This window comes from Acinetobacter sp. RF14B (genome assembly GCF_006864105.1).
Lineage (GTDB): Bacteria > Pseudomonadota > Gammaproteobacteria > Pseudomonadales > Moraxellaceae > Acinetobacter > Acinetobacter lwoffii_C.
Genome location: NZ_SMTB01000061.1, coordinates 1 through 16990, shown reverse-complemented (window position 1 = coordinate 16990; position 16990 = coordinate 1). Strand labels below are relative to the sequence as shown.

At 45.4% G+C, this 16990-nt stretch carries 14 protein-coding genes and 2 pseudogenes; 7 read left to right on the top strand and 9 right to left on the bottom strand.

What is annotated here, in order from left to right; all coding sequences use genetic code 11:
- The 4 genes and pseudogenes from E2K52_RS09820 to galE form a co-directional block, all read left to right on the top strand.
- A pseudogene (locus E2K52_RS09820) lies at positions 1-402 on the top strand (UTP--glucose-1-phosphate uridylyltransferase); the annotation flags it as partial.
- Between the two features lie 12 nt (positions 403-414).
- Entirely contained in the window at positions 415-1668 is a 1254-nt protein-coding gene (locus E2K52_RS09815) for a nucleotide sugar dehydrogenase (protein ID WP_151204944.1), read from the top strand.
- The gene (pgi, locus tag E2K52_RS09810; protein ID WP_151204943.1) at positions 1668-3332 is read left to right on the top strand and encodes a glucose-6-phosphate isomerase; all 1665 of its coding nucleotides are present in this window, start codon (positions 1668-1670) and stop codon (positions 3330-3332) included. Before E2K52_RS09815 ends, pgi begins: the two co-directional genes overlap by 1 nt.
- The gene (gene galE / locus E2K52_RS09805; RefSeq protein ID WP_151204942.1) at positions 3325-4341 is read left to right on the top strand and encodes a UDP-glucose 4-epimerase GalE; all 1017 of its coding nucleotides are present in this window, start codon (positions 3325-3327) and stop codon (positions 4339-4341) included. Before pgi ends, galE begins: the two co-directional genes overlap by 8 nt.
- A gap of 48 nt (positions 4342-4389) precedes the next feature.
- Here the strand turns inward: galE and E2K52_RS09800 are convergent, their stop codons facing one another.
- The 5 genes and pseudogenes from E2K52_RS09800 to E2K52_RS09780 all read right to left on the bottom strand — a co-directional run bounded on the left by E2K52_RS09800 (position 4390) and on the right by E2K52_RS09780 (position 9802).
- Positions 4390-5760: a phosphomannomutase CpsG gene (locus E2K52_RS09800; RefSeq protein ID WP_151204941.1), complete on the bottom strand. Its 1371-nt coding sequence runs from the start codon at positions 5758-5760 to the stop codon at positions 4390-4392.
- Between the two features lie 344 nt (positions 5761-6104).
- Complete coding sequence (locus tag E2K52_RS09795; protein ID WP_151204940.1) at positions 6105-6968, bottom strand: metal-dependent hydrolase; 864 nt, start codon at positions 6966-6968, stop codon at positions 6105-6107.
- A gap of 15 nt (positions 6969-6983) precedes the next feature.
- On the bottom strand, positions 6984-8222 hold the full coding sequence (locus E2K52_RS09790; RefSeq protein WP_151204939.1) for an NADH:flavin oxidoreductase/NADH oxidase family protein: 1239 nt from the start codon (positions 8220-8222) through the stop codon (positions 6984-6986).
- Between the two features lie 28 nt (positions 8223-8250).
- Positions 8251-8997, bottom strand: coding sequence for an acetoacetate decarboxylase family protein (locus E2K52_RS09785; protein WP_151204938.1), 747 nt, complete (start codon positions 8995-8997; stop codon positions 8251-8253).
- A pseudogene (locus E2K52_RS09780) lies at positions 8994-9802 on the bottom strand (SDR family NAD(P)-dependent oxidoreductase). The gene E2K52_RS09785 and the pseudogene E2K52_RS09780 overlap by 4 nt, the downstream one beginning before the upstream one ends.
- 114 nt (positions 9803-9916) lie before the next feature.
- On the opposite strand from E2K52_RS09780, the gene E2K52_RS09775 reads away from it, so the two are divergent.
- A complete protein-coding gene (locus E2K52_RS09775) occupies positions 9917-10975 on the top strand; it encodes an AraC family transcriptional regulator (protein WP_151204937.1) in 1059 nt (352 codons plus the stop codon).
- Positions 10976-11405: 430 nt separating this feature from the next.
- Here the strand turns inward: E2K52_RS09775 and E2K52_RS09765 are convergent, their stop codons facing one another.
- The 4 genes from E2K52_RS09765 to E2K52_RS09750 all read right to left on the bottom strand — a co-directional run bounded on the left by E2K52_RS09765 (position 11406) and on the right by E2K52_RS09750 (position 14806).
- Complete coding sequence (locus E2K52_RS09765) at positions 11406-12260, bottom strand: copper resistance protein B (protein WP_151204936.1); 855 nt, start codon at positions 12258-12260, stop codon at positions 11406-11408.
- Complete coding sequence (locus tag E2K52_RS09760; RefSeq protein WP_151204935.1) at positions 12247-14034, bottom strand: copper resistance system multicopper oxidase; 1788 nt, start codon at positions 14032-14034, stop codon at positions 12247-12249. Before E2K52_RS09760 ends, E2K52_RS09765 begins: the two co-directional genes overlap by 14 nt.
- A 41-nt stretch (positions 14035-14075) precedes the next feature.
- Positions 14076-14483: a hypothetical protein gene (locus E2K52_RS09755; protein ID WP_151204934.1), complete on the bottom strand. Its 408-nt coding sequence runs from the start codon at positions 14481-14483 to the stop codon at positions 14076-14078.
- Positions 14484-14605: 122 nt separating this feature from the next.
- The gene (locus E2K52_RS09750; protein ID WP_151204933.1) at positions 14606-14806 is read right to left on the bottom strand and encodes a DUF3565 domain-containing protein; all 201 of its coding nucleotides are present in this window, start codon (positions 14804-14806) and stop codon (positions 14606-14608) included.
- A gap of 129 nt (positions 14807-14935) precedes the next feature.
- On the opposite strand from E2K52_RS09750, the gene gshB reads away from it, so the two are divergent.
- Both gshB and E2K52_RS09735 read left to right on the top strand, forming a co-directional pair.
- Positions 14936-15886, top strand: coding sequence for a glutathione synthase (gshB, locus tag E2K52_RS09745; RefSeq protein WP_151204932.1), 951 nt, complete (start codon positions 14936-14938; stop codon positions 15884-15886).
- A 736-nt stretch (positions 15887-16622) separates the two neighbouring features.
- On the top strand, positions 16623-16990 hold a 368-nt coding region (locus E2K52_RS09735), incomplete at its 3' end, for a glycosyltransferase (RefSeq protein WP_171478841.1).

Below are 16990 nucleotides of genomic sequence, written 5' to 3'. Positions count from 1 at the left end.
ATGGTCGAGGCTGTGCCTGAGCATCTGGTCGACCAGTACGGCATTGTGGATGTCGCGCATTCGCCAGCAGAAGGCGAAAGTATCTTGATGCAGGGGATTGTAGAAAAACCGGCCATCGGAACGGCTCCCTCTAATCTGTCAGTGGTTGGCCGTTATATTCTGCCGGCAAAAATCATGCAGCTCCTGGAGCAGACTCCCAAAGGTGCAGGCAATGAAATCCAGCTGACCGATGCCATTGCCCTGTTACAGCAAACCGATCCGGTTGAAGCTTATCGTATGCAAGGCCAGACTTTTGACTGCGGCAGCAAGCTGGGTTATCTCAAGGCGGTTTTACACTATGGGATTGATCATCCTCAACTTGGAGCCGAGTTTAAGACACTGATTCAGGAACTGGCACAATAACAAAGGAAGATTATGAAGGTCGCAATATTAGGAAGAACCCTGTTTTCAGGGGTATTCGCTGCTCTTTTGTCTGAATGCGGTCATCAGGTGGTGTGGTGTAATAGCTTTACGGCCGATGAGCCGCCGCCGAATTTTCAGGATGAGTCCTTAAATTTTCTGCTCCAAAAGCAGGAGCAATCCCGGTTTTTAAATTATTGTGACTTTCAGCATCTGGATTTTAATCAGGATGTGTTTTTTCTGAGTTTTAATCCGACTGAAGAAACACTGGCCCTCCAGGTGGTCGATACCTTAAGCCATGCCTGCTTTGCACATCCGAAACTGATGATTAATGCATCTACCTTGGGCTTACAAGGCACACAGCGTTTTCAGCACTCTCTTCCCAATGATGATTGGGTTTATCTACCTGATATTATTCAGGAAGGTAATGCTGTGCAGAGTTTTGTACAGGCCAGCCAACTGATTGTAGGCTGTGACCGTCAAGAGGTGCAGCTCAAAATTAAAGAACTGCTCAGACCTCTATTTCCGCGTGCCCAGCAATACCTGTTTATGCCGATTCTCGATGCAGAATTTACCAAGCTGAGTATTTCCGGCATGCTGGCGACCCGCATCAGTTATATGAATGATCTGGCCCGGGTTGCCGAAAAACTCGGCATTGATATTGAGCAGGTCCGTCAGGGCATGACTGCAGATAGCCGGATTGGGTCTGCCTACCTGTTCCCGGGCGTGGGCTTTGGCGGTGAAAACTTTTCTCATGATATCCGCACGCTCACCCATGCTGTAGCAGACTCGGGAGTGAAGAGCCAGTTACTGGGGCAGGTCTGGGAAATTAATGAGCAGCAGAAGGAATTTTTATTTCGCAAGCTGTGGAATTATTTCCGGGGAGATTTACAAGGCAAAGTGATTGCGATCTGGGGGGCTGCCTTTAAGGAAAATACCCCGAGTATCCAGCAGTCTCCGGTGCATGCCATGCTGGAAGCATTATGGGCACAGGGTGTGACGGTGAAACTGCATGATCCTCAAGCCTTGGCCAATATCCAGTCTCGATATGGCACACGAGATGACCTGATTTTATGTGAGGATCAATATCAGGCCGCTGAAGGAGCACATGCCCTGTGTTTGCTGACTGCCTGGAAACAATACAGCAGTCCGGACTATTTGCACTTAAGTAAACTGATGCAACATCCCCTGATTCTGGATGGACGTAATCTCTATGACCCTGCTTATAGCAAGGCGCGTGGTTTTAATTATATCGGGGTGGGACGCTAATGTTAGATCAGCTGAAAAATCCTCAAACTGAAGACCTGTATAAAAAACTTTATGCGGTTAAAAATGAAATTGAATCGCTACATTTAAGACAGCTGTTTGAAGCAGACCCGACACGCTTTAAGCAATATTCCCTGCAGTTTGAACAGGTCATTTTTGATTATAGTAAACACCGGATCAATCAGCAGGTAATGCAGCACCTGATTCAATGGGCAGAAGCCAACCATCTGCGCTCCTGGATTGGAGACTTATTTTCAACCCAGAGCATCAATTATACTGAACAGCGTGCCGCCATGCATTGGGCTTTACGCCTGCCCAAAGAGGATTCGCGACATGCCGAGCAGGCCGCAGAAGTGCATGAGCAACTGGACCGCATGTATATGCTGGTCGAGCAGATTCATGCAGGACAGCGCCGGGGTGCCACGGGTGAAGTCATTCAGGATGTGGTGAATATTGGCGTCGGTGGATCAGACCTGGGACCACTGATGGTAACGCATGCCCTGTCCGACTTTAAATATCCATCTGCCCGGCCGCTAAATGTACATTTCGTTTCAACCATGGATGGCAGTCAGCTATCGGATCTGCTGCATCAGCTGCGTCCAGAAACCACCCTGTTTATTATCTCTTCCAAGTCTTTTGGAACGATTGATACCTTATCTAATGCCCAGACGGTGCGTTTATGGCTGGAAAAGGCGCTGGGACAGCATCCTTATATTTTAAAGCATCATTTTATCGGGGTATCCACCAAGCCTGAAAAAATGACCGCATGGGGGATTGCAGCAGAGAACCAGCTACTGTTATGGGATTGGGTCGGTGGCCGTTATTCTCTCTGGTCCTGTATCGGGTTGCCTATTGCTTTAAGCATTGGGGTCGAGGGTTTTAAACAGCTGCTTGCCGGTGCTTATGCGGTGGACCAGCATTTTCAGTATCAGCCCCTGGAACAGAATATTCCGGTGCTGATGGGACTATTGGGGGCCTGGAATACCAATTTTCTGAATATTCAAACCCATGCGATTCTGCCTTATGACGGACGCTTAAAATATTTTGCCTCTTATTTACAGCAGTTGGAAATGGAATCAAATGGGAAATCGATTCAACGCAACGGCGACAAGGTGCAACTGGATACCTGCCCGATTATTTGGGGTGAAGTCGGACCGAATGCCCAGCACGCATTTTATCAGTTATTGCATCAGGGAACCCAAGCGGTGAGCTGTGACTTTATTGCACCCATTCAGCGTTATAACAGCCAGCAGTTTACCTATGCAGATAATGCAGAGTCTTTAATTGAACAGCATCATCTGGCGCTGTCTAACTGTCTGGCCCAGTCGCGCTTATTGGCCTTTGGCAATGATGCTCTGGATCAGACCGAGCTACAAAACCTGCCAAGCTATAAACAGTATGAAGGCAACCAGCCTAGCAGCACCCTCTTATTACAGGAACTTAATCCTTATAGTCTGGGGATGTTGATTGCATTGTACGAACATAAAGTCTTTGTGCAGTCGGTGCTCTGGAATATTAATCCATTTGACCAGTGGGGCGTCGAAAAAGGCAAGGAGATTGCCAATCAGCTCCTACCGATCCTGAATGGGGAGCAGACGGATTTGAAGGGTCTGGATGGTTCGACTCAAGGTTTAATTCAGATTTTATTAGGAAAGCAGCATGGCTAATATTTTAGTGACGGGTGGGGCTGGTTATATCGGCTCACATACCTGCGTAGAGTTATTGACTGCCGGTCATGAAGTGATTGTGCTGGATAATTTATCCAATAGTTCTGCTGAATCTTTAAGACGTGTCCAGCAGTTGACGCGAAAAAAACTGACATTTGTTGAAGGCGATATTCGGGACAGCCAGTTACTCGATCGGTTGTTTCAGGACAGTCCCGTGGATGCTGTAATTCATTTTGCCGGTTTAAAGGCGGTAGGCGAGAGCCAGCAAATTCCACTGGCCTATTTCGATAACAATATTGCCGGATCCATCAGCCTGGTACAGGCCATGCAGCGCGCCGGCGTATTTAAGCTGGTGTTTAGTTCATCAGCCACCGTCTACGGAGAGCATAACCCTTCTCCTTATCAGGAGGAGATGCCAATAGGTATGCCGAATAATAATTATGGCTATACCAAGCTCGTAGTTGAGCAGATGCTAGAGAAAGCTGCAATTGCAGATACGCGCTGGTCGATTGCCTTGCTGCGTTATTTTAACCCGGTGGGGGCCCATAAAAGCGGGCAGATCGGCGAAGATCCTCAAGGAATCCCCAATAATCTGATGCCGTATGTGACGCAGGTGGCGGTGGGTCGTCGGGACAAACTGTCTATTTTTGGTCAAGATTATCCTACCCCTGATGGAACCTGTGAACGTGATTTTATTCATGTGGTGGATTTGGCCAAAGCCCATGTACTGGCCATCCAGAACCGTTTGGAACAGCAAGGCTGCCGTGCTTGGAATATTGGTACGGGTCAGCCTATTTCAGTATTGGCAATCAAAAACACTTTTGAAGCAGTGAACCAGGTTCAAGTTTCATTTGAGTTTGCACCACGGCGTATGGGTGATTTGGCAAGTTTCTATGCTGATAGCCAGCGCGCTTATCAAGAGCTGGGATGGAAGGCTGAATTATCTTTACAAGATATGCTCGCAGATAGCTGGAACTGGCAAAAGCAGAATCCAGAAGGCTACCAGTAAAAGCTGGAGCTTGAATAAAAAATGGGAGTCATAAAGCTCCCATTTTTTTTAACCCTGAATCAGCTGGGTTAGTTCATCAATATAACTTTGCATCGGGCGTGGATTTTGATCACGGCGGCTTTCAATATTTAAACGCAATAACGGTTCAGTATTGGATGCCCGGACATTAAAACGCCAGGTACCAAAATTTAGACTGACTCCGTCGGTTTGATCAATTTCAGGTTTTTGCTCAGCATAATGTTCAAAGATTTTTTGGATCGTGGCTTGGGTATCTTCGACTTTAAAGTTGATTTCTCCGCTGCATGGGAATTTGGCGATCATCTCTTCTACCAGGGAAGAAAGCGATTTTCCGGTTTCCGAGACAACGCTGATGGCGAGCAACCAGGGAATCATGCCACTATCACAGTAGGCAAAATCACGGAAATAGTGATGGGCACTCATCTCACCGCCATAGACTGCATTGTGTTCGCGCATCACATCCTTAATAAAAGCATGGCCTGATTTAGACTGGATCGCAGTTCCTTGATACTGGTCGACCACATCGAAGGTATTCCAGACCAGACGGGGGTCATGCACAATTTTTTCACCCGCCTGTTTGAGCAAAAAGGCCTGTGCCAGTAAACCGACAATATAATAGCCTTCAATAAACTGGCCTTTTTCATCAAAGAGGAAGCAACGGTCAAAATCCCCATCCCAGGCAATCCCCATATCTGCCGCATGGGCTATGACTGCATCACGGGTACTGGCACGATTTTCCACCAGAATCGGATTGGGAATACCATTGGGAAAGTTGCCATCGGCTTCATGATGGATCTTGATAAATTCAACAGGAATATTGAGCGCTTTAAACTTGATTTCAAGGGCATCAATCACATGGCCTGCAGCCCCATTGCCGGCATTGACCACCAGCTTCATCGGACGGAGACTGGCCGGATCAATATAAGTCATCAGGTGATCGATAAATTCAGGCAGAATATTGTATGTCTGAACCGTGCCCTTGGTCGCAGTTTCAATAAACTGGTTGCTCTCGGCCAGCGCTTGAATGTCTTTTAGGCCGGTATCTGCACTGATTGGACGAGCATTTTCACGTACCAGTTTCATGCCGTTATAGTCCATCGGATTATGACTGGCGGTGATTTCAATCCCACCCTGTACATCCAGATGGAACGCGCCAAAGTAGACTTCTTCCGTGCCGGTCATCCCCAGATCCAGCACATTGACCCCTGCATCATTTAAGCCACGGATGGTCGCCTGTTTTAAGTCTTCGCTGCTTAAGCGGATATCGCAACCTACCACCATTGTGTCAGGTTGATAAATCTGTCCATAGGCACGGCCAATTTTATAGGCGATTTCGGTATTCAGTTCAGTCCCTAATTTGCCGCGAATATCATAGGCTTTGAAACAGGTCAGTTTAGTCATTTCTATATTCTCCATGGAAAGAAAAAGGCCAGTTTCTTGTACGAGAATAATAAATTTTCATACTGGGCCATCTTGGTCGCATTGATATTTATAGTTCCATAATAAGAGAAGAAAAAATAAAGTTTCATACTCAGACAAGAAATCAATAGTTAAATTCTTCGAAGAGCGTTCATTCTATCTCTATTTTTTCTGGAAGTTCACCATGCTGAGCTAATTTTAAAGAATAAGAAGTGAGATTGCTTTGATTGACCACCGAATCAATACTCATCCAAGTCATACAATAGCTTGAGTTGATCCGTATAAACCTTAAGAAAAAGAGCCTTCTTAAGGCTCTCACTGGCTGACTAGCTTCCCATTTTTTTCAAAAAGTTCAAAGCCTGCTGTGTATTCCCTTCGTTCAAGGGGGAGTGCTTGGGATTAAAATAGCGCATACCTGCTTTCAATAACATCTGGGCTTTCGGTACACGGTCTTGACGTGCAGCCCGTAAATAATCGCGGATTTTAAATGGTTGAGGAAATTCAGTATCTTTCTCCATAATTTGATAAATACCCAGGATGGCGAGTATCGAAAAAAGTGGAAATATAAAAACGGCTGAAGCTGTTCGCAATGTAATGCTATTGTTCATAGATCTAAACATGGCATCAGCAACTTCGCGGTGTTCGACTTCCTCTGCACCATGCCATTGCAATAACCTAAACAATTCAATTTCTATCGCAGATTTTTCAAGGGTTTCCGCATTTAATACCCAATGACCCAACACACCCGTTATATGTTCAGCGGCTGCAACCATCCCTAAACGGGTTTTTAACCAGTGTTTTTTTAATTTTTCATTTTTAAGTTTGATCCCCAAGGGATTAGAACCGATCATGTCATCAAAAATCCAGTCGAGCAGTTTCAGATAATCCTGTAAATGCTGTTCAACGATGTGCAACTGGCGATTGACCAAGGTATGACCGTAGCTATGGCTGGCTTCTTGTTTGATAAAGGCAATGGCTGCTTGTTTGAGTTTTTCATCTTGAATATAAGGCAAAGCCTCACGAAAAGTCTGACAGAACCAACGCTCAGGTGCAGGTGTGATGGGATGAATGACATTCAATATATTGGATGCAATCGGGTCATCCTTGATCCAGTGTAAAGAGCTTTTGGAGAAATCAAAGACTGGACGTCTGGGAATAATGGTATGCGTTTCGCTAATCAGACTTTTCATGGTGAAGTCCTTTTATTATTTTTGCGTAAGGATATTCAGTCCCATTTGAGGACCAAAGCGTAGGAATGTTGGAATCAAACCCTTACTGCCTTTGGGGTTTAAACCCTGACTGATGCGCTTAAATTGCATCGCATGCCAGGCCAGCTGTAAATAAGCATCGACAGGTTTATAACCAATGGAGGGTACATTGGTTTGAGCTTGTACCGATTTACCTGCCAGCACCTGTTTTGCCAAATCTGGTTGCATTGCAAAAGGGCGTGCCATACCGATCAAATCAACGATATTTTCGGCAATCAGCTGCTGCATGGTACTGTTTTGACGGATTCCACCCGTAAGCATCAAGGCAAGCTGACTTTGCTGCCTTAATGCTTTTGCATAATCAATAAAATAAGCATCTCTTTGTGCCTGACGGTCCGCTGCATAACCCAATTGTGCCGGTGATTCATAATTCCCGCCTGAAATTTCCAATAGATCAATGCCTTCTGCTTCCAGAGCTAACGCAATTTCTAAAGATTCCTGTTGGCTTAATCCACCTTTTTGAAAATCTGCGGAATTCAGTTTGACGCTTAAAATCCTGTCAGCGCCAATTTCCTTACGAACGGCTCGTACAGTTTCAATCAGGATACGACGACGATTTTCAGCAGTCCCGCCCCATTGATCGGTCCGTTTATTTGCCAAGGGGGATAAAAATTGCGAAATCAGATAACCATGCGCTGCATGGACTTGCACACCGTCAAAGCCTGCTTGTATTGCCAATTTTGCAGTTTTAGCAAAGCGTTGAATCTGTTCCAAAATCTCAGCTTCGCTCATGGCTTTTGGAATACGGATAATATTTATTGCAGGCAGATCTAAACCTACAGCTGATGGTGCAACAGGACGTTTCAGCAAAGGTAACACCGCAACACGCCCCGGATGGTTAATCTGCATGATAATTTTGCCACCATTGGCATGTACCGCTTTTACCCATAAACGATACGACTGCAAATGTTGATCATTTTCAAGAATGACATTACGTGGCTCAACCAGACCTTGATGGTCAATCATGACATTGCCGGTGACCAACAGACCTGTACCGCCTCTTGCCCATACTGCATAAAGTTGCTGTAAATCGGTAGTCGGTACCCCAAAACGATCAGCCAATTGCTCACTCATGCCTGCTTTTGCAATACGGTTTGGAATACTGATCCCACATGCCAGTTTTAACGGTTGGGCCAGAACATTAACTTCTACATTTTCTTTTGCATGCTGATTCATAAAATTCACCTGTTTATAGTAGTTTTTTTCAAAGAATACGTGGGTTAAATTGTCGTAGTAAAAACAGCGGTGTTCTTAAGCGTGGCAGCTGGATTGGTGGAATAAAACCACCCGATAAGTCCACCCGGTGCAAGCGCGCCTCAACCACATTTCCCAATCCCATATCATGCAATGGATCATTCTCATTGCCATTGAATTGGAGCTGCATTTTGACTTGGCGGACTTCAATAGGATGTTCGATGGGAGTAAAACGGATTTCTTTGGGAATGCCTAAGCCTAAACCGCCTGAAATATTGCGATGTGGTAAACCTAAAATGGGCGGGGCATGAGCTAATACAGCGCCCAACTCGGCCTTCATTTCAATTAAAGTAGAGCCTCGGCATGTCGCTTTGGTGACAATATGTGTACCCGTATTGTGCCAGTCGATTTCACCGATTTTTTTCGGGTAGCCTAACAGTTCACGGCCAATAATCATCGCTCTGTCGTCGTCCAAAATCATCCACGGACAGAAAATGCCGTATTTTTTACCGACCTTGATATGCACAAATAAACCGGCCTCGTGATAGGCACCTGTATACACATTGTCAGGAAAATAAGCGCAGAATAGATCGGCACGATAGGGTTTTGCCAAAGTCATGCCAGAGGGTAACCATTTCGCCATTTTCTTCGGATCGACTTCAACCACCGCAGTCAGATATTGGGCATTGTGATAAATTTTCTTGCCTAAACGGGCCAATGCCAAAGGCGTTTTTATATCCTGAATAAACTGCTTCATGATTTTAATCTCGAAAAAACGTGTTTGAGAATTGGCAATAAGATCACGCGGGGGGTATAACGCCCGCCAACAGTTTGGACTTGAGCCAGTAAGCCCGGAATCACAATACGTTTATTACAGCGCATGCCCTCAATGGCCTGTTTTGCCACGCGTTCAGCACTGACCCACACCAGTTGACCACCGACCCCCTCAATTTTGCTGATGCCTGCTATTTCGGTAAATTCTGTACGGGTCGGTCCCGGGGCAAGTAAAGTACAACTAACACCGGTGCCTTTTAGTTCACTATGTAATGATTCAGCAAATGAGTTTGCAAAGGCTTTGGTTGCTGCATAAGTTGCGTTGGCCGGTGTGGGTTGATGTCCAGAGGTTGATCCCACAATTAAGATTGCACCTGACTTACGTGCAATCATTTGAGGGAGTACAGCGATGGTTAAATCATGGACGGTGACGGCATTGCATTGACTTCTACTTCTTCTGCTTCACGTTCAGGATCGAGTTCCTGTAATGCACCAAAGGTCGCAAAGCCTGCGTTATTACATAAAACTGAAACCTGAATGGTAGTTAAAAACGCCTTCAACTTACTTCTTGCCTGACGATCAGCCAGGTCACAGGGATATAAATCGACTTCGACGGCGTGTTTTTGTTTCAGGCTGTGGGCCAGTTGTTCAAGCTTGTCAACGCGACGAGCCACCAGAAGCAATGAATAACCCATTTTTGCAAATTGTTTGGCCAGCTCCTCACCAATCCCTGATGAAGCACCGGTAATCACCACTCTAAAATCTGAATTTGCTTTTGGCAGTGCCATAAGAATATCTCTTCAAAATAATAGATAGAGTATTCATCGAACAGAACTTGAGCGTGAGATGGACTTGAGCCATACTACTGATCAATTTGGGACAAAAAAATTAAAAGCAAAAAGATGAAAGATCCTTTTCTTCTAAATAGTGCCAGTATTCCAGTTTCCTATGCTGTTATTTTGCTTGAAATCATGGCGAAAAAAGGGATAGACAGTACCGACCTGCTCAGAAAAAGTAGAATTCCACACCAAGCTTTACTACAGGATAGAATTACCCCGAGACAATGGTCACGATTGGTTTGGGAAAGCCTGCAACTCACTGATCATGATGGGCTGGGTTATGAATATGGGGTAGCACTTCGGTTGACAGCTCATGGTCCTATGGGATTTGCCCTGATGAGTTGTGCGAATTTAAAACAGGCCATTGAGCTGGTTTTACAGTTTTTTACGATGCGTTTGCGACATTATCAAATTACTTTTCATGAGAACCCAAATCAGTCTTCTTTAGAAATTACAGAATTACATCCTGTCATGGCGAGTCAAGCGGAGCAGATTTTTATATTAAGACGTTTTTTTTATGAATGCATAATGATTGGGGCTGTACAGGCTGCTAAGTTTCTAACACATGAAGATTATTCAAAAGTAGGTATAGACTTTGACTGGTCTGAACCCAACTATCACGCTAAATACCGGCAGATGCTCCCCACTATTCAATTTAATCAGCCGAATAATATGATTCATTTTGAAACGGAAATATTATATATACCAATCTACATGGCCGATCCAATTGCCTATCAGCAAGCATTGCAACAATGTAAAATCGAACAGCAATATTTCGTCCAGAAAATCAGTGATATAACTTTACAAGTAAAGTCTAAACTCATTTTAACGCCAAGAAAAGGTTATCCAAGTTTAGAGGAAATTGCAAAAAGTATGGCGGTTTCAAGTCGTACACTTAAACGAAACTTACACAATGTAGGGACAACCTATTCCAGTCTTTTGGATGAAATGAGATTACACGCTGCAAAAGACTTACTGACGAAAAGTGATATGAGTATTCAGCAAATTGCCGAATATTTAGGTTATGAACAACCCACCAATTTTACACGTGCTTTTAAAAAATGGGTGGGGATTTCACCTTCGGAGTTTAGAGAAACTAAGCATTCTTTGATATCTATATGACTGGTACATCTGAAAGCTAGGCAAAAGCGAGCCGAGCCATTTAATCAGACAGTGCTTCATTCTATCTTTTCTATTGTACGTAGGGCATTGAGAGTATTTGAATATGTGACTTGGACTGCAAGTTTAGGTGTTGTTGAATTATGTGTATCTACTAAAAATCGCTGGTTATGATTTGATCGTGTTTCTCAAATCTAGGGTGAGGAATCCCAATTGACTCAGCGATGTCTTGATCACGCGCTGTTGCATACTTCAGCAGTATGATCATGGGCCTAAGTAGGATCGAAAGTTTTGACAGCCTCCTAAGCGCACAGCGAATAGCGCTAGGTTCACAGCAATCTAATTTAAAACCTTATTAAAACAAGTGAAAGCTGTGAACTTCGCGGAAATAGTTGTGTTACTTCACTCAGGTTAAATCCTTCACCTGATGGCTTTAGAAGATCATTCTCAGGCCTGCGCCATACCACCAGCCTTGTTCCGAGTCTGTACTCTCCTGCCAGGCTGTTTTGTCATCTCCCTTAGCGTACTGATAGGCAATATCTACATAGGGCATGACTTTTTTATTGATTTCATATCGGGTCTCCAGCCCAAGAACCGCGTGACTTAGGCCAGTCTTTTTGGCATTGCGTGCCTGATCCTGCAGCACTACATCCAGTTCGGCATAAGGTTGTATAATCAGCTTCTGGCTGAGTAGCAGATCACGCGTTGTTTCTAGGCTGAGACCGACAAAATCATCTTCGCCAATATACAGATATGCATCGGTTTCAAAAAAATAGGGTGCCAAGCCATGCAAGCCAAAGACAGCATCCAGACGTTCTACCTGCTGGCCTGTAGAAGGAGCAGCCAGATTTTCCTGACGATAGCGTACGCCGGCCTGAGCATCCCAGAAGTCTGAAATATTGCGACTATATAAAGTCTTGATATCATATTCAGCCTGTGCAGACTCGGCTTTGTCTGCATGGAGCTTGAGTACCAACTTGTTTTCATCAGTCCCGATCCGCAGTTCGTTGTCTGATTTTAATGCGCCATCCCCATCTGAGTTCAGTTGCCATTTCTGGTCCAGTACCAGCCGGCTATAAATCTGCCCACCGTGTTCTTGACGGTGATCATGTGTGCTATCCGAAGCGTTGATCGCCGGCTGCCTTTCAGGTTGCTGCGGTAAGGTGACCAGAGGAGCATGAGCTGTCTGCCCGTGATGATGAGGTTCATTGGCTGCCATGGTGGCGAAACTGGCCAAGCTAAGGGCAGTGCTTAACATGGATCTTAACAAGAGGTTAGTGATGTGCATGGTTCTCTCCTTGCTCGGCTGCCAGTTTAACTGTGGACTTCGGGGAAGCAGTGGGCGCTGATGCTATAGTGTCATCGACCTGCGCCACAATCAGCTTGTTCATCATCCCGGCACTCATGTGATAGAGCAGATGGCAATGAATTGCCCATTCTCCCAGTTCGTCAGCAGTTAATAAGGTGGTCACCGTTTTTCCTGGCGGTACGACTACCGTATGTTTGTTAGGCATCACCGAGGAAGACTGGCCATTTTCCAGCTGCATAAACATGCCATGTAAATGCATGGGATGCGCCATCATGCTGTCATTGATAAATTTCAGGCGGATCCGTTCACCAAACTTGACCTGCAGTGGTTCTGCCTCATTGAACTTTTTACCATTGATGGTCCAGATATAGCGCTCCATGGTTCCACCCAGACGAATGACCAGTTCACGCTCTGCGGGGCGGGTATCCGGTTGGGGGGTCAGGGATTTTAAGTCACTATATTGCAAGGCTTTATGCCCAACAGGTGTGGAGGCATTGGCCCAGCCATACACCGGTTGTGATTCTGGGGCAGAAGCCGGAGCATCATGATGTTGGCTGTGTTGGCTGTGTTGGCTGTGTTGGCTGTGTTGGCTGTGTTGGCTGTGTTGATCAGCGTTAGCTACAGTATGTTGCATAGACGAGTGTTCACTGCCTTGCATGTTGCTGTGTTCCTGGCCATGCCCCATATCTTCCATTGTGAGTAAAGCGCGTGGGCGTGAGGCTGGCAGATGCATCGCTGTATTGGCTGGAAATGCAGCATTATGCAGGCTACCAATCGCAAAACCAGAACGGTCAATAGATTCGGCCTCAATCTGGTAATGGGCAGCTGTAGGCTCGACCACCACATCATAAGTCTCTGCCGTGCCGATACGGAATTCATCGACTTCTACTGGCTGTACCGGTTGGCCATCTGCACTGATCACAGTCATTTTCAGATGTGGAATACGCACATCAAAGAAAGACATGGCGGAGGCATTGATAAAACGTAGCCGGACTTTTTCATGCGGTTGGAATTGTCCCGTCCAGTTTTGTTGCGGGGTTTTTCCATTGACCAAAAATGTATAACCCGTGACATCTGAAAGATCGGTTTTTAGCATGCGCATCTGGTTCCACATTTTTCGGTCCGACCAGGTTGCTTTAAGGCCATCACGTTTGACCTGTTTCCAGACATCGCTCAGGGTTTCACGCTGGTTTTGATAATACTCGGCTGATTTTTTCAGGTTATTCTGAATTTGCTGGCTGCCCTGTTCATGAAAGTCTGACAGCATGACTACATATTCGCGTTCGTTTTTTTCATGTGCAGGAAGCGCTGTTTGGGCTTGGGGATAAATCACCAGAGCACCATATAAGCCGTCCTGTTCCTGACCTTTGGAATGGGCGTGATACCAGTAAGTACCATGCTGGCGAACCTTAAAGCGATAGGTAAATTCCTGCTTGGGCTTGATGCCCTGAAAACCGTTAAATCCAGGCACACCATCCATCAGGCCAGGCAAAAGCAGCCCATGCCAGTGAATCGAGCTATCCTGATGTTTCAGGTTATTTTTGACATGAATCACCGCGTCATCGCCTTCTTCAAACTCAAGCAGTGGCGCAGGGAACTGGCCATTGACACTAATCCGCTGCACGGTTTTACCCGTGAGATTGACCGGACTTTCATCAATCACCAGATGATATTCTTTCACGGCTGCAAATATGGCAGACGGCGACATCAGCGAGATGCCCAGACACAGGTATTGGGAAAATTTAATCAACATAACTTTATCCTTCATTTAATAAAAAATTTAAAAAATCAGGATCAAGCTTTGGGTGGACGTAAAATTTCCTGCCAGTAACCGGCGAGATGCTGGGCGCTATAAATGGGGAGGGCGGTTTTTTCTGCGAACTGGATATTAAAGCTGTGCAGTTCAGGCGGATGCATATTTAAGCCCGTGATCAGGCTTTGACAGGCACTATAGCCACAATCCAGACAGTCCTGGTGCGTGGCGATTCCAGAGTCACAGTGGCTCGAGGCAAAGGCCTGCGATTCATGAGCTGAATCCAGAAACTCATGATTGGCTGCCATTGGCATCGTATGGGTGGTGGTTTCAGCAGGCAAGATCAGGTGCATGGTTTTGGTGGATGCTACAGACACACCGCTCCAGCCGATGGCAAATACCATCAGCAGCATCAACCAGAGCTGTTTTACAAACCGTGTGCCGAACATTGACCTTATCTTGCTGCATACTGAAGCCATAAAAGCATAAGCATAGTTCTGCAAATTAGCAAATCTGGAATTGCATGATTTTTGTGAGCATTGGCAGGGGAGAGAGATTTTAGGTTTTTCTCTTAAGCCATTGAGCCGGTTTCCTCACACTTTTTGCAGTCTAAGAGCAGCCCCAGTTTTTCCTGACGGCCCTGCTCGGTCATTACCCAGGGACGGTTTTGCCAGGGAGGATTGTGGCGTACATGCTGCCCATGCCCACATGCCAGTTCTGCCACCCAGTGATGATCTTCATCCAGGTGAAAGCCGATAATTGCCTGCTGCATTGCTACTTTCCTTTTATCCCAAAAACTCTTTGTATTTATACAAAACAAGTCATGCAAAATCACCATAAACAAAAGAATTCACACAGGCTATACTGCTCGCCAAGTCATTTTTAAAAAGAGCATAGACACATGCGCGTACTTGTTGTGATGGACCCCATCGAAAATGTAAACCTGAAAAAAGATTCCACCATGGCGATGCTATGGGCTGCGGCACGCCGTGGGCATGAATTAGGGTATGCATTACAGCAAGATTTATATATCGATCAGGGAAAAGCCTTTGGCCTGATCGCGCCATTACAGGTGTTTGAAGACTATGGGCACTATTATGAGCTGGGCGAAAAACAAAAAGAATCGCTGGCCAGTTATGACGTGGTGTTAATGCGTAAAGACCCGCCATTCGATATGAACTTTGTTTATACCACCTATATTCTGGAGCAGGCAGAACGTGAAGGGGCGTGGATTATCAATAAGCCCCAAAGCTTACGTGACTGTAATGAAAAGCTGTTTGCGACCCAGTTCCCGGAACTGCAGGTTCCTACCTTGGTGACGTCACAGCAAAGTCTGATCCGTGATTTCCTGAAGCAGCATGTGGATGTGATTGTAAAACCGCTAGACGGGATGGGAGGCACCGGGATTTTCCGTCTTTATCAGGATGGGATTAATATTGGCTCAACCATTGAAATGCTGACCAATAATGGCACCCAGCCGATTATGGCACAGCGCTATATTCCGGAAATTGTCGATGGTGATAAGCGTATTCTAATGATTGATGGTGAACCGGTACCGTATTGTCTGGCCCGTATTCCACAAAATGGGGAAGTGCGCGGTAATCTGGCTGCAGGCGGCCGTGGAGAAGCCCGCCCACTTACGGACCATGATAAGGCCATTGCAGCGAAAGTTGGTCCATTCTTACGTGAAAAAGGACTGGTTTTTGTTGGACTGGATGTAATTGGCAATTATGTCACAGAAATTAATGTCACCAGTCCCACCTGTATTCGTGAGATTGATGACCAGTTTGGCACGTCGATTGCGGACGATCTGTTTGCCGTACTTGAAGCCGGTCAGGCCAGTCAAATTTAAATGCGAATCTAGGAACTTAAAAAGAGCCTGAAATCAGGCTCTTTTTTTATTGGGCAGAGCGCTTAACTCACCCCACTAACCGCAGCGTTGTTAATATGCCTAGAAGGGGTAAGACTAGCTGTAATTATGGGCCCTGTTAAAATTCAGTGTATCCGGTGGGCGGATGCGTTTTAAAATAGCGGGTGCGTATACAGCAAGGCTAAGAAATCCGATCCCTTCAATAAAGCGGAAAAATTATAAAGCTGCGGTTGGTTGAATCCGGCGAGAAACCGGCCTGAGTAAAGCTCCAGCCTAAATCCTGTTGAGGGATGGGAATGACTGCAGAAAGTTTGCCTAAGCAATCGAGGAGTGAGTTGAGAAAAACTGATGACGTATGAAGAACATGAAGTGTGAACGAAATTTATATCTTTTTAAGCCTTAGCGCAGCAAGTCACTAGGACGACAAAGAGGATCAACTGTCCAGAGAAAACCTTGCAGAACCAAGTCATCGTCTCTTTATACCTATAACTCTCTTCGTCAGAAAATAGTTTAAAATGATCATGATACTTCACTGAAGTCTAGGAAAAAGTGCAGACCTGATAATAAAACTAGTTTAAACTTTCAATTCGCATGAAAAAAACAATTAAAGGCGTGTTGAAATAAAGTAAATATCCTTTCAAGGCCTGACGATTGTGATTACAATTGATTGCTTAAAATCAGATTTCCTGTTCCATTTTTAGTATTGAAGAATTAGACCGTGACTGACGCTCAACAAAAACAGCCTAAACATGTCATGATGATGGCCGCAGGTACGGGTGGACATGTGTTTCCAGCGTTAGCCGTTGCAAAAGATTTACAACAACAAGGCATTCAAGTGTCTTGGTTGGCGACTCCGGCAGGCATGGAAAACCGTCTATTAAAAAATCATCACATTCCTATTTATCAAATTGATATTCAAGGGGTACGTGGTAACGGTTTTGTTCGTAAAGCCCTGGCACCTTTTAAAATTTTAAAAGCCACTTTAAGTGCCATGCAGCATATGAAGCGTCTGAAAGTCGATGCAGTCGCTGGCTTTGGCGGCTATGTGGCCGGACCGGGGGGACTGGCAGCACGTCTTCTGGGGAT

What these genes read in the sequence shown, in the direction of transcription:
- E2K52_RS09800 (WP_151204941.1), bottom strand. Translation starts at nt 5,760, where the DNA reads ATGACTAAACTGACCTGTTTCAAAGCCTATGATATTCGCGGCAAATTA.
- E2K52_RS09765 (WP_151204936.1), bottom strand. Translation starts at nt 12,260, where the DNA reads ATGCACATCACTAACCTCTTGTTAAGATCCATGTTAAGCACTGCCCTT.
- galE (WP_151204942.1), top strand. Translation starts at nt 3,325, where the DNA reads ATGGCTAATATTTTAGTGACGGGTGGGGCTGGTTATATCGGCTCACAT.
- E2K52_RS09755 (WP_151204934.1), bottom strand. Translation starts at nt 14,483, where the DNA reads ATGTTCGGCACACGGTTTGTAAAACAGCTCTGGTTGATGCTGCTGATG.
- E2K52_RS09785 (WP_151204938.1), bottom strand. Translation starts at nt 8,997, where the DNA reads ATGAAGCAGTTTATTCAGGATATAAAAACGCCTTTGGCATTGGCCCGT.
- E2K52_RS09815 (WP_151204944.1), top strand. Translation starts at nt 415, where the DNA reads ATGAAGGTCGCAATATTAGGAAGAACCCTGTTTTCAGGGGTATTCGCT.
- gshB (WP_151204932.1), top strand. Translation starts at nt 14,936, where the DNA reads ATGCGCGTACTTGTTGTGATGGACCCCATCGAAAATGTAAACCTGAAA.
- E2K52_RS09750 (WP_151204933.1), bottom strand. Translation starts at nt 14,806, where the DNA reads ATGCAGCAGGCAATTATCGGCTTTCACCTGGATGAAGATCATCACTGG.
- pgi (WP_151204943.1), top strand. Translation starts at nt 1,668, where the DNA reads ATGTTAGATCAGCTGAAAAATCCTCAAACTGAAGACCTGTATAAAAAA.
- E2K52_RS09760 (WP_151204935.1), bottom strand. Translation starts at nt 14,034, where the DNA reads ATGTTGATTAAATTTTCCCAATACCTGTGTCTGGGCATCTCGCTGATG.
- E2K52_RS09790 (WP_151204939.1), bottom strand. Translation starts at nt 8,222, where the DNA reads ATGAATCAGCATGCAAAAGAAAATGTAGAAGTTAATGTTCTGGCCCAA.
- E2K52_RS09775 (WP_151204937.1), top strand. Translation starts at nt 9,917, where the DNA reads ATGAAAGATCCTTTTCTTCTAAATAGTGCCAGTATTCCAGTTTCCTAT.
- E2K52_RS09795 (WP_151204940.1), bottom strand. Translation starts at nt 6,968, where the DNA reads ATGAAAAGTCTGATTAGCGAAACGCATACCATTATTCCCAGACGTCCA.